Source organism: Phenylobacterium sp. (assembly GCF_036821595.1).
Classification (GTDB): Bacteria; Pseudomonadota; Alphaproteobacteria; order Caulobacterales; family Caulobacteraceae; genus Phenylobacterium.
On record NZ_DAISJG010000018.1, the window covers coordinates 38,652 to 59,732 of the forward strand.

The 21,081-nt window shown below is 71.3% G+C and carries 22 protein-coding genes; 15 read left to right on the forward strand and 7 right to left on the reverse strand.

Features of this window, described 5'->3' with window-relative positions; genetic code table 11:
* The first annotated feature begins 60 nt into the window (after window positions 1-60).
* The 10 genes from V7Z97_RS10800 to V7Z97_RS10845 are packed head-to-tail and all read left to right on the forward strand — an operon-like array spanning window position 61 to window position 7,611.
* Window positions 61-504, forward strand: a complete 444-nt coding sequence (locus tag V7Z97_RS10800; RefSeq protein ID WP_334163425.1) for an Rrf2 family transcriptional regulator — start codon at window positions 61-63, stop codon at window positions 502-504.
* Window positions 501-1,649 carry a cysteine desulfurase family protein gene (locus V7Z97_RS10805; RefSeq protein ID WP_334163426.1) on the forward strand — a complete coding sequence of 383 codons (1,149 nt, stop codon included), beginning with the start codon at window positions 501-503 and terminating at the stop codon, window positions 1,647-1,649. Before V7Z97_RS10800 ends, V7Z97_RS10805 begins: the two co-directional genes overlap by 4 nt.
* Window positions 1,649-3,118, forward strand: a complete 1,470-nt coding sequence (gene sufB / locus V7Z97_RS10810) for a Fe-S cluster assembly protein SufB (protein WP_334163427.1) — start codon at window positions 1,649-1,651, stop codon at window positions 3,116-3,118. Before V7Z97_RS10805 ends, sufB begins: the two co-directional genes overlap by 1 nt.
* Window positions 3,115-3,525: a hypothetical protein gene (locus V7Z97_RS10815; protein WP_334163428.1), complete on the forward strand. Its 411-nt coding sequence runs from the start codon at window positions 3,115-3,117 to the stop codon at window positions 3,523-3,525. The genes sufB and V7Z97_RS10815 overlap by 4 nt, the downstream gene beginning before the upstream one ends.
* A complete protein-coding gene (gene sufC / locus V7Z97_RS10820; RefSeq protein WP_334163429.1) occupies window positions 3,525-4,271 on the forward strand; it encodes a Fe-S cluster assembly ATPase SufC in 747 nt (248 codons plus the stop codon). The genes V7Z97_RS10815 and sufC overlap by 1 nt, the downstream gene beginning before the upstream one ends.
* A complete protein-coding gene (gene sufD, locus V7Z97_RS10825; protein WP_334163430.1) occupies window positions 4,268-5,293 on the forward strand; it encodes a Fe-S cluster assembly protein SufD in 1,026 nt (341 codons plus the stop codon). The genes sufC and sufD overlap by 4 nt, the downstream gene beginning before the upstream one ends.
* Window positions 5,294-5,295: 2 nt before the next feature.
* Window positions 5,296-6,510: a cysteine desulfurase gene (locus V7Z97_RS10830; protein ID WP_334163431.1), complete on the forward strand. Its 1,215-nt coding sequence runs from the start codon at window positions 5,296-5,298 to the stop codon at window positions 6,508-6,510.
* A gap of 9 nt (window positions 6,511-6,519) precedes the next feature.
* Entirely contained in the window at window positions 6,520-6,882 is a 363-nt protein-coding gene (locus tag V7Z97_RS10835) for an SUF system Fe-S cluster assembly protein (RefSeq protein WP_334163432.1), read from the forward strand.
* A complete protein-coding gene (locus tag V7Z97_RS10840) occupies window positions 6,882-7,283 on the forward strand; it encodes a HesB/IscA family protein (protein WP_334163433.1) in 402 nt (133 codons plus the stop codon). Before V7Z97_RS10835 ends, V7Z97_RS10840 begins: the two co-directional genes overlap by 1 nt.
* Window positions 7,284-7,338: 55 nt before the next feature.
* Window positions 7,339-7,611, forward strand: coding sequence for a 2TM domain-containing protein (locus V7Z97_RS10845; protein ID WP_334163434.1), 273 nt, complete (start codon window positions 7,339-7,341; stop codon window positions 7,609-7,611).
* On the opposite strand, the gene V7Z97_RS10850 is transcribed toward V7Z97_RS10845, so the two are convergent.
* From V7Z97_RS10850 to V7Z97_RS10865, 4 genes are all read right to left on the reverse strand, one after another.
* Entirely contained in the window at window positions 7,608-8,408 is an 801-nt protein-coding gene (locus V7Z97_RS10850) for an enoyl-CoA hydratase/isomerase (RefSeq protein WP_334163435.1), read from the reverse strand. The genes V7Z97_RS10845 and V7Z97_RS10850 overlap by 4 nt on opposite strands.
* 76 nt (window positions 8,409-8,484) lie before the next feature.
* On the reverse strand, window positions 8,485-9,537 hold the full coding sequence (locus V7Z97_RS10855) for a GGDEF domain-containing protein (protein WP_334163436.1): 1,053 nt from the start codon (window positions 9,535-9,537) through the stop codon (window positions 8,485-8,487).
* 193 nt (window positions 9,538-9,730) lie between these two features.
* Window positions 9,731-11,443, reverse strand: a complete 1,713-nt coding sequence (locus tag V7Z97_RS10860) for a DEAD/DEAH box helicase (protein ID WP_334163437.1) — start codon at window positions 11,441-11,443, stop codon at window positions 9,731-9,733.
* Window positions 11,444-11,805: 362 nt separating this feature from the next.
* Window positions 11,806-12,234, reverse strand: a complete 429-nt coding sequence (locus V7Z97_RS10865; RefSeq protein ID WP_334163438.1) for a hypothetical protein — start codon at window positions 12,232-12,234, stop codon at window positions 11,806-11,808.
* Between the two features lie 173 nt (window positions 12,235-12,407).
* Here V7Z97_RS10865 and V7Z97_RS10870 point away from each other — a divergent pair, with 173 nt between their 5' ends.
* Window positions 12,408-12,815, forward strand: coding sequence for a MerR family transcriptional regulator (locus V7Z97_RS10870; RefSeq protein ID WP_334163439.1), 408 nt, complete (start codon window positions 12,408-12,410; stop codon window positions 12,813-12,815).
* Between the two features lie 3 nt (window positions 12,816-12,818).
* On the opposite strand, the gene V7Z97_RS10875 is transcribed toward V7Z97_RS10870, so the two are convergent.
* Window positions 12,819-13,796: a LysR family transcriptional regulator gene (locus V7Z97_RS10875; protein WP_334163440.1), complete on the reverse strand. Its 978-nt coding sequence runs from the start codon at window positions 13,794-13,796 to the stop codon at window positions 12,819-12,821.
* A 114-nt stretch (window positions 13,797-13,910) separates the two neighbouring features.
* Between V7Z97_RS10875 and V7Z97_RS10880 the strand changes: the two genes are divergently transcribed.
* Genes V7Z97_RS10880 through V7Z97_RS10890 form a run of 3 tightly spaced genes read left to right on the forward strand, consistent with a single transcriptional unit; the run spans window position 13,911 to window position 16,596 of the window.
* A complete protein-coding gene (locus V7Z97_RS10880; protein WP_334163441.1) occupies window positions 13,911-15,158 on the forward strand; it encodes an FAD-dependent oxidoreductase in 1,248 nt (415 codons plus the stop codon).
* On the forward strand, window positions 15,155-15,520 hold the full coding sequence (locus V7Z97_RS10885) for a YybH family protein (protein WP_334163442.1): 366 nt from the start codon (window positions 15,155-15,157) through the stop codon (window positions 15,518-15,520). Before V7Z97_RS10880 ends, V7Z97_RS10885 begins: the two co-directional genes overlap by 4 nt.
* Window positions 15,517-16,596: a phosphotransferase gene (locus V7Z97_RS10890; RefSeq protein ID WP_334163443.1), complete on the forward strand. Its 1,080-nt coding sequence runs from the start codon at window positions 15,517-15,519 to the stop codon at window positions 16,594-16,596. The genes V7Z97_RS10885 and V7Z97_RS10890 overlap by 4 nt, the downstream gene beginning before the upstream one ends.
* 3 nt (window positions 16,597-16,599) lie before the next feature.
* Here V7Z97_RS10890 and parE read toward each other — a convergent pair whose 3' ends face one another.
* Window positions 16,600-18,663: a DNA topoisomerase IV subunit B gene (gene parE / locus V7Z97_RS10895; RefSeq protein WP_334163444.1), complete on the reverse strand. Its 2,064-nt coding sequence runs from the start codon at window positions 18,661-18,663 to the stop codon at window positions 16,600-16,602.
* A gap of 64 nt (window positions 18,664-18,727) precedes the next feature.
* On the reverse strand, window positions 18,728-20,656 hold the full coding sequence (locus tag V7Z97_RS10900; protein WP_334163445.1) for a M61 family metallopeptidase: 1,929 nt from the start codon (window positions 20,654-20,656) through the stop codon (window positions 18,728-18,730).
* Between the two features lie 62 nt (window positions 20,657-20,718).
* Here V7Z97_RS10900 and V7Z97_RS10905 point away from each other — a divergent pair.
* Window positions 20,719-21,081: Kazal-type serine protease inhibitor domain-containing protein (locus tag V7Z97_RS10905; protein WP_334163446.1), on the forward strand; the 363-nt coding region annotated here is incomplete at its 3' end.

Sequence of the window (21,081 nt, forward strand, 5' to 3'; positions counted from 1 at the left end):
GCGGCGGCTTGTAGCACAGGCGAGCCCGGATGCGCGCGAAAACTGCATTGGGTCAAAGCCATGCGCCTCTCCACCAAAGGCCGCTACGCCGTGATGGCGATGGCGGACCTCGCGCGACGCCAGACCGACGCCGAGCGCGCCGTGGCGCTCGCGGACATCGCCGCGCGGCAGGAGATCTCGCTCTCCTACCTGGAGCAGCTCTTCGCGCGCCTGCGCCGCAAGGGGCTGGTGAAGAGCGCCCGGGGCCCCGGCGGCGGCTACCGTCTGGCGCGGACCGCCGAGGCGACCTCCATCGCCGAGATCGTCCACGCCGTGGACGAGCCCCTGCGCGCCACCCGCTGCGGCGGCAATCAGAGCAAGGGCTGCATGCTGAAGGGCGAGCGCTGCCTGACCCACGACCTGTGGGAGGACCTCGGCCAGCAGATCGAGACCTATCTCGCCTCGGTGAGCCTCGCCGACGTGGTCGGCGGCCGCGTCGGACCGAACCGGCAGGTCGCCGCATGAGCCGCGCCGTCTACCTCGACTACAACGCCACCGCCCCGGTGCGGCCCGAGGCCGCCGCCGCGGTCGCGCGCGCGCTCGAGGCGGGCGGCAATCCGTCTTCCGTCCACGCCGCCGGCCGCGCCGCGCGGGCCACGGTCGAGCAGGCGCGCAGCGCCGTGGCCGACCTGATCGCCGCCCCGGCCTCGACGGTGGTGTTCACCTCCGGCGGCACGGAAGCCAATGCGCTGGCCGTCGAGAGCGCCGTGGCGGCGGGCGCGCGGCGGCTGATCGTCTCCGCCATCGAGCACGACAGCGTGCTGGAGAGCGCCCGGGCCACGGGCGCGGCGGTGGAAGTCCTGCCGGTGGACGCCGACGGCGTCGCCGATCTGGCCTGGTTGGCCGAGCGGCTCGGCCGCTGGGACGCCGCCGACGGCAAGCCTTTCGTCGCCCTGATGCTGGCCAACAACGAGACCGGCGTCATCCAGCCGGTGAAGGAAGCCTCGGAGATCGTCCGCGCCGCCGACGGCTGGCTGCACGTGGACGCCATCCAGGCGGCCGGCAAGATCGTCATCGACAGCCGCGGAATGGGCGCCGACACCCTCAGCGTCTCGGCCCACAAGCTGGGCGGACCGCAGGGCGTGGGCGCCTTGACCTTCGGCCCCCGCGCCACCCTGTCCCGCCGCCTGCACGGCGGCGGCCAGGAGCGCGGCCGGCGCGCCGGCACCGAGAACGTCCCCGGCATCGCCGGCTTCGGCGCCGCCGCCCGGGCCGCCAATCCGCGCGAGTTGGCGGCCCAGGCCGCCTGGCGTGACGCGGTCGCCGCCCGGCTGAAGGCCGGCGGCTGCACGATCATGGGCGAGGGCGCGCCGCGCCTGCCCAACACCCTCTGCTTCGCCACCCCCGGCTTCTCCTCGGAGTTGCAGGTGATGGGCCTCGACTTGACCGGCGTCATGGTCAGCGCCGGCTCCGCCTGCTCTTCGGGCAAGGTGAAGCCGAGCCCCGTGCTCATCGCCATGGGGCAGGGGGACCTCGCCGCCTGCGCCATCCGGGTGAGCGGCGGGTGGAACACGTCCGAGTCCGACTGGAACAGGTTCGCAGAGGCCTGGTTCGAAGCCCATGCCCGGCATGCGGCGCGTCGCGCGCCCGCCGCCGTTGGAGTTGAGTAATGGCCGCCGTCAAACAGACCGTCGAGCACGTCCAGAGCCTGGAGAAGTACAAGCACGGCTTCGTCACCGACATTGAGCAGGACTTCGCGCCCAAGGGCCTGAACGCGGACATCGTCCGCTTCATCTCGGCCAAGAAGGAGGAGCCCGCCTGGATGCTGGCCTGGCGACTGGACGCCTTCGAGCGCTGGCAGGCGATGGAGGAGCCGGGGTGGGCCAAGGTCTCCTTCCCGCGCATCGACTACCAGGACTCCTACTACTACGCCGCGCCCAAGCAGAAGGAGGGCCCCAAGAGCCTCGACGAGGTCGATCCGGAGTTGCTGGAGACCTACAAGAAGCTCGGCATCCCGCTGCGCGAGCAGGAGGTGCTGGCGGGCGTCCAGGGCGCGCCGAAGTACGCGGTCGACGCGGTGTTCGACAGCGTCAGCGTGGTCACCACCTTCAAGAAGGAGCTGGCCCAGGCCGGGGTCATCTTCTGCTCCATGAGCGAGGCGATCCGCGAGCACGGCGACCTGGTGCGCAAGTACCTGGGCTCGGTGGTGCCGGTCTCCGACAACTACTTCGCCTGCCTGAACTCGGCGGTCTTTTCCGACGGCAGCTTCGTCTACGTGCCCCCGGGCGTGCGGTGCCCGATGGAGCTCTCCACCTATTTCCGAATCAACGCCGAGAATTCCGGCCAGTTCGAGCGCACCCTGATCATCGCCGACAAGGGCGCCTACGTCTCCTACCTGGAGGGCTGCACCGCGCCGATGCGCGACGAGAACCAGCTGCACGCCGCGGTGGTGGAACTGGTCGCCCTCGACGACGCCGAGATCAAGTACTCCACGGTGCAGAACTGGTACCCGGGCGACCCGGAGACCGGGAAGGGCGGCATCTACAACTTCGTCACCAAGCGCGCCGACTGCCGCGGCGACCGCTCCAAGGTCTCCTGGACCCAGGTGGAGACCGGCTCGGCGATCACCTGGAAGTATCCGTCCTGCGTGCTGCGCGGAGAGGGGAGCTCGGGCGAGTTCTACTCCATCGCCATCACCAACGGCCGCCAGCAGGCCGACACCGGCACCAAGATGATCCACCTGGGCGCCAACACCCGCTCGCGGATCATCTCCAAGGGGATCAGCGCGGGGCGGAGCACCAACACCTACCGCGGGCTCGTCTCGGCCCACCCGAAGGCGAAGGGCGCGCGCAACTTCACCCAATGCGACAGCCTGCTGATCGGCAAGCACTGCGCGGCCCACACCGTGCCCTACATCGAGGCGCGCAACGGCCAGGCGAAGTTCGAGCACGAGGCGACCACGACCCGCCTGTCGGAAGACCAGCTGTTCTACGCCATGCAGCGCGGCCTCTCCCAGGAGGAGGCCGTGCAGCTGCTGGTGAACGGCTTCGTGAAGGACGTGCTGCAGGAGCTTCCCATGGAGTTCGCCGTGGAAGCCCAGAAGCTGGTGGCTATCTCGCTGGAGGGGAGCGTCGGATGACGTCGAGGACCAAGAAGGACGCCGTGAAGGCGCTCACCCTGAAGGACGCCTTCGAGGTCGAGCATGCCCGCCGCGAGATGGAGCGCCGCGCCCGCGACGAGGCCGAGCGCCGGCAGCAGGAGGCCGACCTCGCCAACGCCGAGACTCTGCACGCCGCCCTGTCGGCGGACCCGGCCTTCCTCGCCGCCCGCGACCTGACCGTCGACCGGCGCCGCTACACGGTGTCGCTCGACCACCAGAACTTCCGGATCGCCGCCTACTGGGAAGCCGGCAAGGGCAGCGTCACCTCCTCCGACAAGCGCAGCACCCTTCCGGGGTCGGCCGCGCCCCGCAAGCAAGAGACCGTGGAGAGCGTCGAGGACGCCCTTCGGGTCATGGCCCAGTTCCTCGTAGACGAGACCCGCTGATGCTTTCCGTCCAGAACCTGCACGCCGCCGTCGACGGCAAGGAGATCCTCAGGGGCCTGTCCCTCGAGGTCCCGGCCGGCGAGGTGCACGCCATCATGGGGCCGAACGGGGCGGGCAAGTCGACGCTGTCCTACGTGCTGACCGGCCGCGAGGGCTACGAGGTCACGGAAGGGTCGGCGACCCTCAACGGCGAGGACCTGCTGGCGCTGGAGCCCAACGAGCGGGCCGCCCGGGGCGTCTTCCTGTCGTTCCAGTACCCGCTGGAGATTCCCGGCGTGCCGGCGCTGACCTTCATCCGCACCGCGCTCAACGCCCAGCGCAAGGCGCGCGGCGAGCCGGAGGCCTCCGCGCCGGAGTTCCTGAAGCTGATCCGCGCCAAGGCCGCGGAGCTGAAGATCGACTTCGAGATGCTGAAGCGCGCGCTCAACGTCGGCTTCTCCGGCGGTGAGAAGAAGCGGATGGAAATCCTTCAGATGGCTGTGCTTTCGCCGCGCTTCCTCATCCTTGACGAGACCGACAGCGGGCTGGATATCGACGCCCTGCGCATCGTCGCCGACGGGGTGAACGCCCTGCGCGCGCCGGACCGCGGCATGCTGGTGATCACCCACTACCAGCGGCTCCTGGACTACATCAAACCCGACCGGGTGCACGTGCTCTCGGCGGGCCGCATCGTCGCCTCCGGCGGGCCGGAGCTGGCGCTCGAGCTGGAGCGCGAAGGCTACGACAAGTACGCGAGGGCCGCTTGAGCCTCGCCCTCGCCCTGAAGACGCGCGACGTCGCCGACCTGCCCGGCAAGCGCCACGAGGACTGGCGCTGGACCGACCTGCGCGGCCTGATCCGCGTCCTGCCGGAACCCTCCGCGCCGGTCTCCGGCGACCTGGGCGCCGGGCCGTTCGACGGCCTCGCGGAGCGGGTGCTGACCGTCGCCAACGGCCGCGACGAGCAGACGATCAGCGTCGGCGCCGGCGAGACGGCCGCCGTGGCGCTCCGCATCCTTGGCCGCGGCGACGGCGCCCATGCGGCAGGCGTGCGGATCGAGGTCGCCGAGGGCGGCCGCCTGACGCTGCTGGAAAGCTACGAGGGCGAGGGCGGCTATCTCGCCCAGACCTCGCTCGCCATCCATCTGGCCGCGGGCGCGAGCGCCGAGCGGATCGTGCTGGCCGACGAGGGCCCTGACGCGGTGAGCGTCAGCCATGCCGAGGTGCGGCTGGCGCCCGGCGCAAGCTTCGCCCAGACGGCGCTGGTCTCCGGCGGCCGCCGGCAGCGGGTCGAGACGCGGGTGACCCATCCGGGCGGCCACGCGGCCCTGCGTCTGGACGGCGTCTACCTGCTGGCCGACAAGCGCCACGCCGACCTCACCACCGTCGTCACCCACGAAGGGCTCGACGGGACGACCGAGCAACTCACCAAGGGCGTGGTCCGCGATCAGGCCCGCGGGGTCTTCCAGGGGCGCATCGTGGTCGCCGAGGGGGCCGACCGGACGGACGCGCGGATGGGCCATCACGCTCTGATCCTCTCCGACCGGGCCGAGGTGGACGCCAAGCCCGAGCTGGAAATCTACGCCGACGACGTCTCCTGCGCCCACGGCAACACGGTGGGCGCCCTCGACGAGGACGCCCTGTTCTACGCTCGCCAGCGCGGCATGCCCGAGGCCGACGCCAGGGCCCTGCTCACCGAAGCCTTCATCGGCGAAGTGATCGACCGGATCGGCCACGAGGGCGTCCGCGAGGCCGTGCGCGCCTGGGCGGCGGAAAGGCTTAGGGCTTGAGCATGGCCTTCGACGTCGAAGCCGTTCGCGCCGAGTTCCCGATCCTGCAGCGCCAGGTGAACGGCAAGCCGCTGGTCTATCTCGACAGCGCCGCCTCGGCCCAGAAGCCCCGGGCCGTGATCGAGGCCATGACCCGGGCGATGGAGCACTCCTACGCCAACGTCCACCGCGGCCTGCACACGCTCGCGAACGAGACCACCGACGCCTACGAGGCCGCGCGCCGCAAGACCGCCGCCTTCATCGGCGCGGCCGAGACCGAGGTGGTGTTCACCAAGGGCGGCACCGAGGCGATCAACCTGGTGGCCTCCGGCCTGGGCGCGAGCCTTCAGGCGGGGGACGAGATCGTGCTCTCGGAGATGGAGCACCACGCGAACATCGTCCCCTGGCACTTCCTGCGCGAGCGCAAGGGCGTGGTGCTCAGGTTCGTCCCCGTCACCGACGACGGCCAGCTCGACCTGGAGGCCTTCCAGCGGCTGCTGGGCCCGAAGACCAGGGTCGTGGCGCTGAGCCACATGTCGAATGTGCTGGGCACCATCAACCCGGCGATGGAGCTCACCCGCATGGCCCATGAGGCCGGCGCGGTGGTGCTGCTCGACGGCTGCCAGGCCGTGGTCCACAAGCCGGTGGACGTGAAGGCGCTCGACGTCGACTTCTACGCCTTCTCCGGCCACAAGCTGTACGGCCCGACCGGCATCGGCATCCTCTACGGCAAACCCGAGCGCCTGGCCGCGCTGCCGCCCTACCAGGGCGGCGGCGAGATGATCGGCACGGTCACGCTCGACGAGATCACCTACGCCGACCCGCCGCACCGCTTCGAGGCCGGCACGCCGCCGATCCTGGAGGCGATCGGCCTGGGCGCGGCCATCGACTGGCTTTCCGGCCTGGACCGCACCGCGATCGCCGCCCACGAGCACCAGCTCTACGAGCGGGTGCGCGAGGGGCTGAACGGCGCCAACTGGCTGAAGGTGATCGGCGACGCGCCGGGGAAGGGGGCCATCCTCTCCTTCACCGTCGAAGGCGCCCATGCCCACGACGTGGCCCAGATCCTCGACCGCTACGGGATCGCCGTGCGGGCGGGGACCCACTGCGCCGAGCCGCTGATGCGCCGGTTCGGGGTGACCTCGAGCGCCCGGGCGTCCTTCGCCCTATATAATACCGAGGCGGAGGCCGACGCCTTCGTCGACGCCCTGACCAAGACCCAAGCCTTCTTCGCGTAGACGGGACCCATGGACGACGCCACCTCCATCGAGACGAAGACCACGACCCCGCTCACCCAGGCGGAGCTCGACGTCCTGACCGACCAGCTCATCGAGAAGCTGAAGACCGTCTACGACCCGGAGATCCCGGTCGACATCTACGAGCTCGGCCTGATCTACAAGGTCGACGTCTCGGACGACAAGGACGTGGCCATCGACATGACCCTGACCGCCCCCGGCTGCCCGGTGGCCGGCGAGATGCCGGGCTGGGTCGAGGACGCGGTGAGGGAAATCCCCGAGATCAAGTCGTGCAAGGTCGAGCTGGTGTTCGACCCGCCGTGGGACCCGTCGCGGATGTCCGACGAGGCCAAGCTGCAGCTGAACATGTTCTGATGGCGAACCTGGAATTCACCCCGGCCCCCCGCACGCGCCGTCCGCGCCCGAAGGTCGTCACCCTGACCGAACGGGCCGCCGAGCGCGTCCGCGAGATCATGGCCAAGGCCGAAAAGCCCTATGCCGGCCTGCGCGTCGGCGTGAAGAACGGCGGCTGCGCCGGCCAGGAGTACGTGCTGGAGTATGCCGAGACCGCCGACCCGCTCGACGAGGTGGTCGAGGACAAGGGCGTCACCATCCTGGTGGAGCCCAAGGCGGTGCTGTTCCTGGTGGGCTCGGAGATCGACTACGAGGTCAACAAGCTGTCGGCCAAGTTCGTCTTCCACAATCCCAACGAGACGGACGCCTGCGGCTGCGGCGAGAGCGTCACCATCCAGCCCGCCGAGGACCGCGAGGTCTGACGTCGCGCTCCCCGCCGACCGGCGTTATGCTGCCGCAGGGATCGGGGAGAACCAGATGACCGACGACGTCGAACTGCGCCGGCTGGCGGAGCGCCGGGCCGATATGAAGCTCGCCTTCCGCAGCCACCTGACCGCCTATCTGATCGTCAACGCCGGCCTGTTCGCCATCGACTGGGTGACCTCGCCGGGCATCGACTGGGCCTTCTGGCCGGCGATCGGCTGGGGCCTGGGCCTGGCTTCCCACGCGGTGGTGACCTTCGCGGATCCGGTCGCCACCCGTGAGAAGCTCATCGAGGCCGAGCTGCGGAAGCTTCGCGAGCGCCGCTAGCGGCCCTTGAACTCCGCGGGACGCTTCTGGACGAAGGCCATGATCCCTTCGCGGGCGTCCTCGGTGCGGCCGGCCTGGCCCTGGGCGTAGGCCTCGGCCTCGAGCTGCAGGTGCCAGGGGGCGTCCAGCGCCTCCCACACGAGGTTGCGGGTCAGCCCCAGCGAGGCCGGGCCGTCGGCCAGCGCCCGGGCGTAGGCCATGGCCGCGTCCATCAGCTCGGCGTCGGGCACGCACTTGTTGATCATGCCCCAGTCGAGCGCCGTCTTGGCCGGCAGCTTCTCGCCCAGCAGCATCAGCTCCATGGCGCGCGCCTTGCCCAGGTGGCGGGGCAGCATCCAGGTCGCGCCGCCGTCCGGCACCAGGCCGATGCGGCGGAAGGCCAGCAGGAAGTAGGCGCTCTCGGCGGCGACGATCAGGTCGCCCATCAGGGCCAGGGAGACGCCGACGCCGGCGGCCACCCCGTTCACCGCCGAGACCAGCGGCTTGGGCGACTTGCGCACCATGCTGACGAACGGGTTGTAGGTGCGCAGCAGGGACTCGTTCGGCCCGTTCGGATTGGGCTGCGAGCCGGCCCGTCCGCCGCTCAGGTTGGCGCCGGAGCAGAAGCCGCGGCCCTCGCCCGTGATCACGATCGCGCGGACCTTGTCGCCGTAGGCGAAGTCCTCGAACGCGCTCTGCAGCTCTTCCATGAGGTCGAGCCCGGCGGCGTTCAGCGTGCCGGGGTCGGAGAGGGTGATGATGCCGATGCGGTCCTCGACCGCGGTCTTCACCTTCGCTGCCGTCTGGGCGCCGTCCATGAGGTGTCCTCCCTCGAACTCTCTTGGGTCCGATGGAAACAAGGATACCCCGGCGTCAGGCCAGCGGAAATCCGCGTCAGGCGGCCGCGGCCACCGGGTCGGCGGTCGAGGTGCGGTTGCGGCCGCCGCGCTTGGAGGCGTAGAGCGCCGCGTCGGCCCGTTCCACGAGGCCGGACACGGCCTCGCCGGGGCGGCGTTCGGCCAGGCCCGCCGAGATGGTGATCGCGCCCAGATCCTCGTTGGTGGAGCGGCGCTTCAGCACGCGGGAGGAGACCTCCTCGCGGATCTCCTCGAGGGTGGCGAGCGCGGTGGCGGCGCCTTCGCCCGGGAAGATGATCGCGAACTCCTCGCCGCCGTAGCGGGCGGAGAGGCGGGGCGGATGGCCGGCGCGGCCGATCACGCTGGCCACGTAGCGGATCACCTGGTCGCCGGTCTGGTGGCCCCAGGTGTCGTTGAAGCTCTTGAAGTGGTCGATGTCGATCACCGCCAGCGTCATCACCTGTCCGTCGGCCTCGGCCTGGGCGCAGGTGCGTTCCAGAGCCTCGTCGAAGGCCTTGCGGTTGGCGAGGTTGGTGAGCGCGTCGGTCATGGCGTCGCGGCGCACCAGCTCCAGGTGCTCACGCAGGCGGCTGACTTCGGCGGTGGTGTCGGCGAGCTGGGTCTCCAGCGTCCGGTTCTCGCGCTGCACGCGCTGGGTGGCCGTGGTCAGGGTCTCGACCATGGCCTTGATCGCCGTGGCGTCCTCGGCCTCCAGCGACTTGTGGGCGGTGGCCAGCTGCTGGCCATAGGCCTCGCTGGTCTCGCGGGCGCTCTCGATGGCGCGGGACACGCTGTCCAGTTCCTGGGCCAGGGCGTCGCCGGCCTGCATGATCTCGCCGTCGAGCTTGGCCTTGGGCAGGTACTGCGCGGCGAGCTGCTCGCCCACGGCGTCGGTGAAGGCCTCGCCGGACTCGATCAGCTGGTCGATCTCGGCCGCCAGCGGGCTTTCCTTGTCGCAGAGGTAGTGGACCCAGAGTTCGAAGTTCACCGGCGTCGGCCAGACCTTGTGCGCCTCCATGGCCTGGATGGCCTTGCGCGCCATGGCGTAGGCCTGCGGCGCGCGAAGGACGGTCTCGACGTCGGCGGACATTCGCTTCTTTCCCACACCGGGCCGTTTCCGCTGCCGGAGCGGCCAGCCCTCTTCCGTGGAGGAAGCCTAGTCGGGAAGGCCAAACGGCCGGTTAAGAGGGGCGGTTAAGACCCGCCGTCCTCGCGCCGCAGGCGAGGGCGGCCAGCCGCGGCGCGCCAGTCGCGCGCCGCCGTTCCCCTGGAAGGCGAGCGCCTCAGTCGTCCGCGGGACGGGGGGCGGGGGCCCGCATCAGGAAGGCCGGCGTCTCGTCGCCGAAGCCCACCACGCGCTCGCCGTCGCCGCGTTCGCGGTCGCGCCCACGATCGCGCCGGTCGCCGCGGTCCCGCTCCGGACGGGGGCCGCGGTCACGGTCCCGGCCGCGCTCGCCCTCGGGCCGCTCGGCGCGCGCCTCACGCTCGGGACGCTCGCCGCGCGGACGTTCGTCGCGGCGGGGACGATCCTCGCGGCGGGGACGATCCTCCCGCTGCGGCCGGTCCTCGCGCGGGGCGTGCATCTCGGCTGCCGGGGCGGCGACGGACGCAGCCTCCGCGGCGGGCGCGGGAGCGGGCTCGGCCGCCTTGCGGCTGCGCGAACGGCGGGCCGGCTTGGCCGCCTCAGCGTCGCCGGCCGGGGCCTGCGCCTCGGCGGACGGCTGGAACGGCTCCATCGAGGCGCGCTGGCCGTGCTCCTTGATCTCCCGCGGGCGGCGGTCGCGGTCGCGGGCGCCGGAGCGTTCACGGCTGCGGCCACGGTCGCCGTCGCGGCGCGCGCGGGGCTCGTCCTTCAGGCTCGCCCAGTCGAGATCGAGCACGATCTCCTCGGGAGTCTTGCCGATCAGCTTGATGACCTTGTCGATGTTCTTCGCATCGGCCGGGGTCACCAGCATGAAGGCCTCGCCGGTGCGGCCCGCGCGGCCGGTGCGGCCGATCCGGTGGACGTAGTCGTCGGCGTGGTGCGGCACGTCGTAGTTGAACACATGGCCGACGGCCGGGATGTCCAGACCGCGCGCGGCCACGTCGGAGGCGACCAGCAGCTTCAGCTCGCCCTTCCGGAAGCTCTCCAGGGTCCGCATCCGGGTCTGCTGGTCCAGGTCGCCGTGGATCGGGGCGGCGTCGAAGCCGTGGGTCTTCAGCGACTTGGCGACGATGTCCACTTCCGACTTGCGGTTGCAGAAGACGATGCCGTTCACGACCTCGCCGCGCTCGATCAGCGCGCGCAGGGCGGTCCGCTTGGCCTTCGGGTCCGAAACCGGCAGCCTGGCCATGTACTGGGTGATGGTCTCGGCCGTGGTCGCCGGGCGCGAGGCCTCGATCCGCACCGGGTCACGCAGGAACTGCTTGGTCAGCCGGGTGATCTCCGGCGGCATGGTGGCCGAGAAGAACAGCGTCTGCTTGGCGGCCGGCGTCAGCTTGAAGATCCGCTCGAGGTCCGGGATGAAGCCCATGTCGAGCATCCGGTCGGCTTCGTCGACGACCATGATGTTGACGCCGGTCATCAGGAGCTTGCCGCGCTCGAAGTGGTCGAGCAGGCGGCCCGGGGTGGCGATCAGCACGTCCACGCCGCGGTCGAGCTTCTGCTCCTGGTCGGAGAAGGAGACGCCGCCGATCAGCAGCGCCCAGGAGAGCTTCTGGCCCTTGGCGTACTTCTCGAAGGAGGCGGAGACCTGGTCGGCGAGCTCGCGGGTCGGGGCGATGACGAGGGCGCGCGGCATCCGCGCCTTGGCCCGGCCGGCCTTCAGCCGGTCGATCATCGGAAGGGTGAAGGCGGCGGTCTTGCCGGTGCCGGTCTGGGCGATGCCCAGGACGTCACGCCCCTGCAGGGCGACGGGAATGGCCTCGGCCTGGATAGGGGTCGCGGTGGTGTAGCCGGTTTCGGCGACGGCCTGCAGGGTCGCAGGCGAAAGGCCCAGTTCGGAAAATTCTGTCATTTCATACGAATAAAGCGGGGGCCCGCCGATCCCAGTGAGAGAAGAAGGCTGGCGTACCGCGGCGGCGCGAGCGGAGATCGCTTGCGCGCGCGGAAGATACGATCAGCAACGCTCAAGTCAACGCGTTCCCGCCCCAGCAGTTCATGCGGGCCCGTTCCGTTGTCGCCGAGATCATCCGGGACGGATCAGGTTGATCTGGATGAAGCCGCGGAAGACGTGCTCCTGCGGACGGGCGAAGGCCGCCTGAGCCTGGCGCCGGCCGCGCCACTGGGCGACCCGCACGAGGCCTCGCGTTCCCACCGCGGCGAGCCTGCCGGCCAGCGTCGGCCGGAGCGGATCGTAGGGCAGGGCAGGCGGCGCCGTCAGGGAGGGGCCGCCTTTGAAGCCGGCTGTCTTTTTTTTTCCGCGTCCCCGTCGTCCGGAGTGTCGCGCCAGGGCGGCTGGTGGTCGCCGTCGCCGTGCCGAAGGGCGTCGGCGAAGGAGCGGGCCGCCTCGCCCAGCGCAAAGGCCAGGGTGGCGCCCGCGGCGCCGACCTCACGGCTGCCGCTGTCGCCTGCGTGGCGCACGCGTTCGGCCGTCTCGTGGGCCAGACGGCGGGCTTTCGGGCTTTCGCCGGCCTTCTTGGCGCCCGCGATGGCGCCGCCCGCCATGATCGCCTCGGCGATCAGCACCTGGCCGGTCCGCGAGGCCAGAAGCTCGCCGAACCGGCCCTTGCGCACCGCCTTGGGCACCTTCACCCCGGCGATCCGCTTGGGAAGCAGGCTCTTCGACTTGCGCTTCTTCTTGGCCATGGCGGTCTCCGGAATCCGAACCTGCAACGTGCTTGGCCTTGGCGATGTTCCAGGGCGGGATGCAGTGACTGATAACGATTGCTGATCAATCCTTCGCAGAGATCGATTGGACGGGCGACCGGCGGGCCCGCACTCTGGCATCGGGCCATCAATAACGCACAGGAGGAGCGCCCATGGAAAAGCTGCGTCGCCTCGCGCCGTTCCGCACCTATTCGATCACCCAACTCTGCCGGGAGTTCGGCTGCACGGCCCGCGCCCTGCGGTTCTACGAGGAGCAGGGGCTGCTGTTCCCCCGCCGGCACCAGATGCAGCGCGTCTATTCCTACAAGGACCGCGCGCGCCTCCAGTTGATCGTCCGCGGCCGCAAGGTGGGCCTCTCCCTCGCAGAGATCCGCGACATCCTCGACACCTACGAGGACGGGGGCGAGCAGGCCCAGAACGCGGTCGCGCTGAAGGTCTTCAAGGCGCGGCTGGCCGCGCTGCAGGCCGAACGCTCGCGTCTGGACGACGCCATGCAGACCCTGTCCGCCGCGTGCGAGCGGCTGGCCGGCGGTCCGCCCATGGGCCAGGCCGCCGCCTGACCGCTACTCCGCCGCGCCCACGAGGCGCGCGTCGGGGAACTGCAGGCGGGCCTCCTGCCAGAACGGCTCGGCGGCGGGGTTGCCGCGGCCCGGCGCGCGCACGAGCGCGAGCTGTGTCGTGAGGTCGAGGCCGGCGAGCGGTCGCCGCACCATGTCGGGATCGCTCGCCTCGCCGGTGTTGAACCAGCCCAGGGACACCGCCGCCATGCGGAACTGGCGGCCGTAGCGCTCGACGCCGATCGCGTGCGGCTCGGGCGGCACGATGAGCCGCGCTCCGGCCCGCCCGAGCACGCCGCGCAGCGGCCCGAGGATCGGGTTGCCGTGGGTCCCCCCGACCATCGCCACCGGCAGGTCGCGCAGCGCCTCCGGCGGGATCACGTCGTAAGCCGCGAGCGGCGACTCCATGGGAACCAGCAGCTCCGTCCGCGCCTCGCCCAGCACCATGCGCGGCAGGGTGTCGGGGAACATGACCTCGGCGATCGGCTCGGCATGCCACTGGTCGAGCGGCACGGGCACGCCCAGCATCAGCGCCAGGTCAGCCTCGTCGCGCAGCAGGGCCCGCACGACCTCGCGCTGCCAGAGGGGGGAGACGGTGAGGGGCCGGTCCGGATATCGTCGGAAGAAGGCCTCCAGAAGGGTCTGCCGCTGCCGGATCTCCAGGGTGTAGAGCGCGGCCCCGAAGACGACGCGCCGTTCCCGCCGGCCCTGCGCCCGCGCCACCGCCTCCGAGAAGCGGCCGCTCTCGGCCATCAGGGCCTGAGCCGGCGGCAGCAGGGCCGCGCCCTGGGCGGTGAGCGCCACCCGCCGGGTGCTGCGCTCGAACAGGGAAAAGCCGAGCCGGGTCTCCACCTGCCGGATCTGGGCGGACAGCGCCGGCTGGGTCATGTGCAGCCGCTCGGCGGCGCGGCCGAAGTTCAGCTCCTCGGCGAGCACCACGAAGGCCCGCAGCAGGCGCAGCTCGATGGCGTCCCTCCGCTCCATGGGGGGATTGATAAGTCCCGCCTATAGATCGACCAAGCCTATTGATTGGACCCTGCGCGGCGCGCCAACCAACGTTCGTCCCAGGCGGCGGGAGACCGTCCGGAGGAGACAGGCGTGGACGCTTACGACCTGATCATCGTGGGCGGCGGCATCGGGGGCTCGGCCCTGGCGACCGTCATGGCGCGCGCCGGGCGGTCCGTCCTGCTCCTGGAGCAGACAGAGGCCTACGAGGACCGGGTGCGCGGCGAGTGGATCGCGCCCTGGGGCGTGGCCGAGGTCCAGCGGCTGGGGCTCTACGATCTGCTGATGGGCGCGGGCGGCCATCACATCACCCGCCACGTCACCTATGACGAGACCCTCGATCCCTCGCAGGCGGAGGCCTCGCCCCTGCCGCTGGGGATCTTCCGGGAAGGGGTGCCGGGGCCGCTCTGCCTCGGCCACCCTCGCCATTGCCAGACCCTGTTCGACGCGGCCGCGGCCTCCGGGGCGACGGCGCTGCGGGGCGTGCGGATCCTGGAGCTCGAGGCGGGCCCCGAGCCGCGGGTGCGCTTCGAACACGAGGGCAGGGCGCGCGCCGCGGGCGGCCGCCTTCTGGTCGGCGCCGACGGACGCACGTCCCACGTGCGCGAGACGCTCGGCATAGAGCTGCACCAGGACACCCCGCACCACTGGTTCGCGGGCCTGCTCGTCGACGGCGTCGACGGCTGGGATCCCGAACTCCAGGCGATCGGCACCGAGGGCGAGTTCGGCTTCCTGGCGTTCCCGCAGGGTGGGGGCCGCGTGCGCATCTACGGCGGCTATCCGCTGTCCGAGACCAGGCGGTTCAGGGGGGAGGGCGGCGCGCGCCGCTTCCTCGACGCCTTCGCCATGGACTGCAGCCCGAACAACCGCGCCCTGGTGGCGGGCCGCCCCGCCGGTCCGCTGTTCAGCTACATCAACGCCGATTCCTGGACCGACCGGCCCTATGCCCCCGGCGCGGTGCTGGTGGGCGATGCGGCCGGCTGGAACGACCCGATCCTCGGGCTCGGCCTCTCGATCACCTACCGCGACGTGCGCATGGTCAGCGACATCCTGAAGGCGGCGGACGACTCGTCCGCGCTCGACTTCGCACCCTACGGGGAGGAGCGCGCCGAGCGCATGCGGCGCCTGCGCTTCGTGGCCCGGATCCAGGCGGCCCTGGACATGGAGTTCGGCGAGGCGGCCCGCGCGCGCCGGCGCAGCCTCTTCGAGCGCGCCGCCGCCGACCCCGGCCTGAAGGCCCACGCCTTCGCGGTGATGGCCGGGCCGGAGACCCTGCCGCCCGAGATGTTCACCGAGGACCACCGCGCCCGCGTCCTGGGCGCCCAGGAGGAAAAGCCATGAGCGTCGCCGGGGCCGCGCGCCTGGACATCGCCGACTTCAACGCCCGCTGGCTGGCGGCCTGGAGCGACAAGGACGTGGAGCGCCTGACGGCCTTCTACGCCGAGACCTGCGTCTACAGGGATCCGCAGACGGCCCAGGGCCTCAACGGCCGGGCCGCCCTGCGCAGCTACCTGGAGGGGCTCTTCGCCGCGACGCCGGCCATGACCTATACGCCCGACGAGGTCTGGCCGATCCGCGGCGGATTCTGCGGCCGCTGGTACTGCCAGGTCGAGGGCGGCGCGCGGCTGCGCGGCTTCGATCTCGTGCTCCTCGACGGCGAGCGGATCATCCTCAACGAAGTCTACGTGCACCAGCTGCCGTGACCGTGCTCCTCCGCCCCGACATCCGCCCGCCCGCCGCCGTGGACGGCCCCTGGCTCACCGCCGTGCTCCGCGAGGCCGGCCTCGACGGCGTGGTGCGCGCCGTCCGCGGCGAGCCGGTGGGCACCGGCCAGATCGGCGACAGCGTCCGCTTCCATCTGGACTACGCCCGTCGCGGCCCGGGCGCGCCGGACACCCTGGTGGGCAAGTTCCCCGCCGCCGGCGCGGAGAGCCGGGCCACGGGCCATGCCCTGGGCAACTACCTGCGCGAGGTCCGCTTCTACCAGGAGCTGGCGCCGCGGGCCCTCGTTCGGACGCCGCGCTGCTACCTGGCCGAGGTGGACGAGCCCACCAGCGACTTCGTGCTGATCATGGAGGACCTGGCGCCGGCCGAGCAGGGCGACCAGCTCGCCGGCGTCACCCTGGAACAGGCGCGGCTGGTTGTGGTGGAGGCGGCGCGCCTGCATGCGTCCCATTGGGGCGATGATCGGCTCGACGCCCTGCCGTGGGTCTCGGGCTCCCGCGCGGCCCCGGCGAGCGCCGCCACGCCGGACATGGTCGAGGCGCTGTGGCAGGGCTTCAAGGCCCGTTACGGTCCGCGGCTCACACCCGACTGGGTGGAGGTGGGCGACTGGCTCTGCCGTCGGTTCACCGACTTTGGCGCAGCCCACGACGGGCCGCGCTGCCTGACGCACAACGACTTCCGCCCCGACAACATGATGTTCGGCACGGCGCGCGGCGGCTATCCGGTGACGGTCCTCGACTGGCAGTCCTTCGCCTACGGGGCGGGGGCGACCGATGTCGCCTACTTCCTGGCCGGGGCGCTGGAGCCGGAGGTGCTGGTCGCCCACGAGGCCGAGCTGCTCGACCTCTACCTGCGCACGCTGCACAGCCTTGGCGTGACCGGCTATGGCATGGCCGACCTGCAGCGGCACTACGCCCGCGGCGCCTACCTGCTGTTCGGCACCGCCTTCTTCGCCGCCATGATCGTCACCCAGACGGAGCGCGGCGACCGGATGTTCCTGCAGATGCTGGGCACGGCCGCCGACCACATGCGCCGGCACGGCGTGGTCGGCTGACGGTCAGACGTCGAGGTCGGCCGCGGCGAACTCGGCGTTCTCCTGGATGAAGCGGAAGCGCAGTTCAGGCTTACGTCCCATCAGCGCCTCGACCAGGCTCTCCACCGTCTCCTCGGCGCGGGGCAGGGTGACCTTGGCCAGGATCCGCTTGCTCGGATCCATGGTGGTCTCCTTCAGCTGCGCGGGCATCATCTCGCCCAGGCCCTTGAACCGGCTGATGTCCGGCTTCTTGCCCTTGAACTCGGTGGCCAGCAGCTCGTCGCGGTGGGCGTCGTCGCGGGCGTACATCGACTTGGCGCCGTGGCTGATCCGGTAGAGCGGCGGCAGCGCCAGGTAGAGGCGGCCCGCGCGGATCATGTCGGGCATGGTCCGGTAGAAGAAGGTGATCAGCAGGCTCGCGATGTGGGCGCCGTCGACGTCGGCGTCCGTCATGATGATGATCCGCTCGTAGCGGAGGTCCTCTTCCTTGAACTTCGAGCCGCCCTGGGCGCCGAGCGCCAGCATCAGGTCGGCCAGCTCCTTGTTGCCGCCCAGCTTGTCGAGGGAGGCCGAGGCGACGTTCAGGATCTTGCCGCGCAGGGGCAGAATCGCCTGGGTGCGGCGGTCGCGAGCCTGCTTGGCGGAGCCGCCGGCCGAGTCGCCCTCGACCAGGAACAGCTCCGTGCCGTCGGTGGCCTGGCCGGAGCAGTCGGCCAGCTTCCCCGGCAGCCGCAGTTTGCGGGTCGCCGAGGCCCGGGCGACCTCCTTGTCCTTGCGCCGCTTCAGCCGCTCCTCGGCCCGCTCGATGACGAACTCGAGCAGGGCGCTGGCGGCCTTGGGCTGGGCCGTCAGCCAGTGGTCGAACGGGTCGGCGAGCGCCTTCTCGACCAGGCGCTGGGCTTCCGACGAGGAGAGCTTCTCCTTGGTCTGGCCCTGGAACTCGGGGTCGCGGATGAACACGCTGACCAGCGCGCCGGCCTGGGCCACCACGTCCTCGGCGGTGAGGATCGAGCCGCGCTTCTCGCCGGTCAGCTCGGCGTACTGCTTGAGACCGCGCGTGAGCACGGCGCGCAGTCCGGCCTCGTGGGTGCCCCCCTCGGGGGTCGGCACGGTGTTGCAGTAGGACTGCATGAAACCGTCGGCCTCGCCGAAGCCGGCCGGCGTCCAGGTGACGGCCCATTCCACCTTGCCGGCCTCGCCCGGGCGCTCGTAGCGGCCGGCGAAGGGCTCGGGGGTCACGGTCTCGATGCCCTTCACCCGTTCGGCGAGGAAGTCGGCCAGGCCGTTGGGGAAGCGGAACACCGCCTCGGCCGGGGTCTGGTCGTGGATGCGCGACGGATCGCACTTCCAGCGGATCTCGACGCCGCCGAACAGATAGGCCTTGGACCTGGCCATCCGGTAGAGCCGGGCCGGCTTGAAGGCCACGCCCTCGCCGAAGATCACCGGGTCCGGGGCGAAGGCGATCTGGGTGCCCTTCTTGCGTGTCGGGCCGAGCTTCTCGATGGAGCCGATCGGCTTGCCGCGCGTGAACGCCTGGCGCCACTCGAAGCCGTCCTTCCAGACGGTCACCTCGACGCGTTCGGAAAGGGCGTTGACCACCGAGACGCCGACACCGTGCAGGCCGCCGGAGGTCTCGTAGGCCTTGCCGGAGAACTTCCCGCCCGAGTGCAGGACGGTCATGATCACTTCCAGGGCCGACTTGCCCGGGTGCTTGGGGTGCGGGTCCACGGGGATGCCGCGGCCGTCGTCCTTGACCGAGAGCTGGCCGTCGGCGTCGAGGGAGACTTCGATCACCTTGGCGTGGCCGGCCACTGCCTCGTCCATGGCGTTGTCCAGCACCTCGGCGAACAGGTGGTGCAGGGCCCGCTCGTCGGTGCCGCCGATGTACATGCCCGGGCGCTTGCGGACGGGCTCCAGCCCCTCCAGCACCTCGATGTCCTTGGCCGAATAGCCGCCGGACGGCTTTACGCCGAGCACGGCTGGGTCCGGCCGCGGCTCGTGGCTCTCGGCCAGCGGGGCGGCGGGGACGGGGTTCAACGCTTCGTCTTCGCTGAACAGGTCGAACGGCTGGGCGGCGGACTTGGACATGACTCGCGGAACGTAAGGGGATTCTAGGCGGGTATGAATCGCGGCGGACCCGCGCGCAATGCGGCTAGTTGCGCGCGGCGTAGATGGCGCTCAGCCGGTCCGGGGTTCCGGCGATCCGCTCCAGCCTCGGGTAACGCAGCCCGCCGCGGTAGTCGATGGACACGGTGCGGAAGTGATCGCCCGACTTCACCAGGAGCTCGATCGGCTTGCCGCCCCGGGCGTCCTTGATCGCCTGCTTCAGCCGGTCGGCGTCGTAGGCGACGCCGTTCACCGCCACCACCCGCGCGCCGACCGCCAGGCCGGCGTTGAACGCCGGGCTGTCCCAGAGCACGGCGGTGGCGTCGCCCTCGCGGTTCAGCACCAAGCCCAGGGAATAGGTCAGGTTGGTGTTCTTGGCGTCGGCCTCGACGCTCTTCCAGGCGTCGGTGGGGGTGTCGGTGTAGGTGAGTTTCCAGCCGCCGCGGGTGATCCCGTCGAGCGGGGCCTTGGGCGCCACCTGCTGGACGCGGGTCCGCAGGAACCCCGCCCAGTCGTGCGGCTCGACCGCGTTCAACGCCGCGACCACGTCGTCGAAGGTGTAGGTCTTCGGCGTCCAGTCGCCGCTGCGGCCGCCGAAGAAGGTCCGGGCGAAGTCGTCGAGCGACCGTTTGCCGCCGGACTTCTCGCGGATCAGGGTGTCGGCGTCGAGCCAGATGAGCTGGCCCTCAGAATAGTAGTCCTCCGGCCGCTGCCAGGACTGCCAGGGCTCGGGCCGGCGGCCGGAGATCACCGGCTCCTGGCCGGTGTCCTCCAGCGGGCGCCAGGCGCGCCCAGGACGGTTCTCGTAGGTGGCCGCCGTCATGGCGAGGCTCTCCAGCGCCTCGTCGCGGCTGAGCATCCCGGAGCGGGCGCCCAGCACATAGCCCCAGTACTGGGTCTGGCCCTCGTAGACCCACAGCATGGAGCCGCGCATCGGCGTCGCGTAGGTCGGCGTCCACAGGTCCGCCGGGCGGCGGTACTTGCCGTTCCACGAGTGGACGTACTCGTGGGGCAGCAGGTCGCGGTCGCCGAGCGCCTTCTTCCAGTCGGTGAAGTAGTCGGTGGAGACGCTGTTCTCGGATGAGCGGTGGTGCTCCAGCCCGATGCCGCCCAGGCGGCCGGTCACCGCCAGCAGGAACTCGTAACGGTCGAACTGCCGGGACCCGTAGAGCTTGTCGGCCTGGTCCACGAGATTGCGGTGCAGGCGGATCTGCTCGTCCGTGGGGACCAGGTGCTCGGGCGCGTCGGCGACGATGTTGAGGCGAACCGGGTAGGGGGCGCCGGGGTCCAGGTCGATCCGCCGGAAATGGCGGCCGGCGAACATCGGCGAGTCGACCAGGGTCTCGAAGTCGACGGGCTTGAAGCGCGCAACGCCGCCCTCGTTGGAGGCCGTGTCCAGCGCCACCCCGTAGCCCCAGCCGGCCGGCAGGCGCACGCTGGGCTCGACCGTGATCTGGCGGGTGAAGTGGCCGGCCGGATAGAGCGCCACCTGGTTCCACTGCAGGTTCAGCATCTCCGGCGTGATGACCACGCGGCCCTGGTTCGGCGCGGTGGGCGAGACGAACTGGAATTCGGCCACCACCTCGGCGGCGCCCTGCGGCACGTCCACGTGGAAGGCATAGACGTCGATCGGATCCCGTTTCCAGGGCAGCACCTGGGCGCCGGCGCGGATCGTCAGGCCAGCCACCTTGTCCACCTGGCCGCGCGGCGCGTGGTTGCCCGGCAGCCACTCGGGGAACAGCAGGGTGAGCCGGCCGGGCCGGGCGACGGGGATGGTCTCCTTCACCCGGTAGATGCGCCGCTGCACGTCGGTGGCGTCCACCTCCAGCCGGATCACGCCGGGGTAGGGGACGTCCTGCGCGGCGGGGATCGGCGGCGGCAGGTCCAGGGGCTGCGGCGCCTGGGCGGCGGCGGGCAGGGCGATGGCGAGCGCGAGGGCGGCGGCGGAAAGCGCGGTGCGGCGGCGAAGGGTCATGCGTTGGGTTGTAGAGCGCGCCCGCCGCGCCCGGCAATCGTCACCGGCGACAGGAGAGCCCCATGCCGATCCGATCCGCCCTCATCGCCCTGGCCGCCACGGGGTTGCTCGTGACCGGCTGCCAGCAGGCCGCCGCCGAGGCCGGACCCGGGCCCCAGCCGCCGCCGCGGAGCGAGGCGCCGGGCCGCAGCGCCGACACCGGCGGCATGTGCGGCGGCATCGCGGGCTTCGCCTGCCGCAACCCGAACGACTACTGCAAGCGCCCCGACGGCCAGTGCCGGGTGGCCGACGGCGCGGGCGTCTGCACGCCCCGGACGCCCATGTGCACGCGCATCTACCAGCCGGTATGCGGCTGCGACGGCAAGACCTACGGCAACGCCTGCGAGGCGGGCGCCGCCGGCGTCAGCATCGACCGCCAAGGGGAG

Coding starts and splice junctions, on each gene's coding strand:
- V7Z97_RS10800 (WP_334163425.1), top strand. CDS start 61: ATGCGCCTCTCCACCAAAGGCCGCTACGCCGTGATGGCGATGGCGGAC.
- V7Z97_RS10805 (WP_334163426.1), top strand. CDS start 501: ATGAGCCGCGCCGTCTACCTCGACTACAACGCCACCGCCCCGGTGCGG.
- sufB (WP_334163427.1), top strand. CDS start 1,649: ATGGCCGCCGTCAAACAGACCGTCGAGCACGTCCAGAGCCTGGAGAAG.
- V7Z97_RS10815 (WP_334163428.1), top strand. CDS start 3,115: ATGACGTCGAGGACCAAGAAGGACGCCGTGAAGGCGCTCACCCTGAAG.
- sufC (WP_334163429.1), top strand. CDS start 3,525: ATGCTTTCCGTCCAGAACCTGCACGCCGCCGTCGACGGCAAGGAGATC.
- V7Z97_RS10830 (WP_334163431.1), top strand. CDS start 5,296: ATGGCCTTCGACGTCGAAGCCGTTCGCGCCGAGTTCCCGATCCTGCAG.
- V7Z97_RS10835 (WP_334163432.1), top strand. CDS start 6,520: ATGGACGACGCCACCTCCATCGAGACGAAGACCACGACCCCGCTCACC.
- V7Z97_RS10840 (WP_334163433.1), top strand. CDS start 6,882: ATGGCGAACCTGGAATTCACCCCGGCCCCCCGCACGCGCCGTCCGCGC.
- V7Z97_RS10845 (WP_334163434.1), top strand. CDS start 7,339: ATGACCGACGACGTCGAACTGCGCCGGCTGGCGGAGCGCCGGGCCGAT.
- V7Z97_RS10850 (WP_334163435.1), bottom strand. CDS start 8,408: ATGGACGGCGCCCAGACGGCAGCGAAGGTGAAGACCGCGGTCGAGGAC.
- V7Z97_RS10855 (WP_334163436.1), bottom strand. CDS start 9,537: ATGTCCGCCGACGTCGAGACCGTCCTTCGCGCGCCGCAGGCCTACGCC.
- V7Z97_RS10860 (WP_334163437.1), bottom strand. CDS start 11,443: ATGACAGAATTTTCCGAACTGGGCCTTTCGCCTGCGACCCTGCAGGCC.
- V7Z97_RS10865 (WP_334163438.1), bottom strand. CDS start 12,234: ATGGCCAAGAAGAAGCGCAAGTCGAAGAGCCTGCTTCCCAAGCGGATC.
- V7Z97_RS10870 (WP_334163439.1), top strand. CDS start 12,408: ATGGAAAAGCTGCGTCGCCTCGCGCCGTTCCGCACCTATTCGATCACC.
- V7Z97_RS10875 (WP_334163440.1), bottom strand. CDS start 13,796: ATGGAGCGGAGGGACGCCATCGAGCTGCGCCTGCTGCGGGCCTTCGTG.
- V7Z97_RS10885 (WP_334163442.1), top strand. CDS start 15,155: ATGAGCGTCGCCGGGGCCGCGCGCCTGGACATCGCCGACTTCAACGCC.
- parE (WP_334163444.1), bottom strand. CDS start 18,663: ATGTCCAAGTCCGCCGCCCAGCCGTTCGACCTGTTCAGCGAAGACGAA.
- V7Z97_RS10900 (WP_334163445.1), bottom strand. CDS start 20,656: ATGACCCTTCGCCGCCGCACCGCGCTTTCCGCCGCCGCCCTCGCGCTC.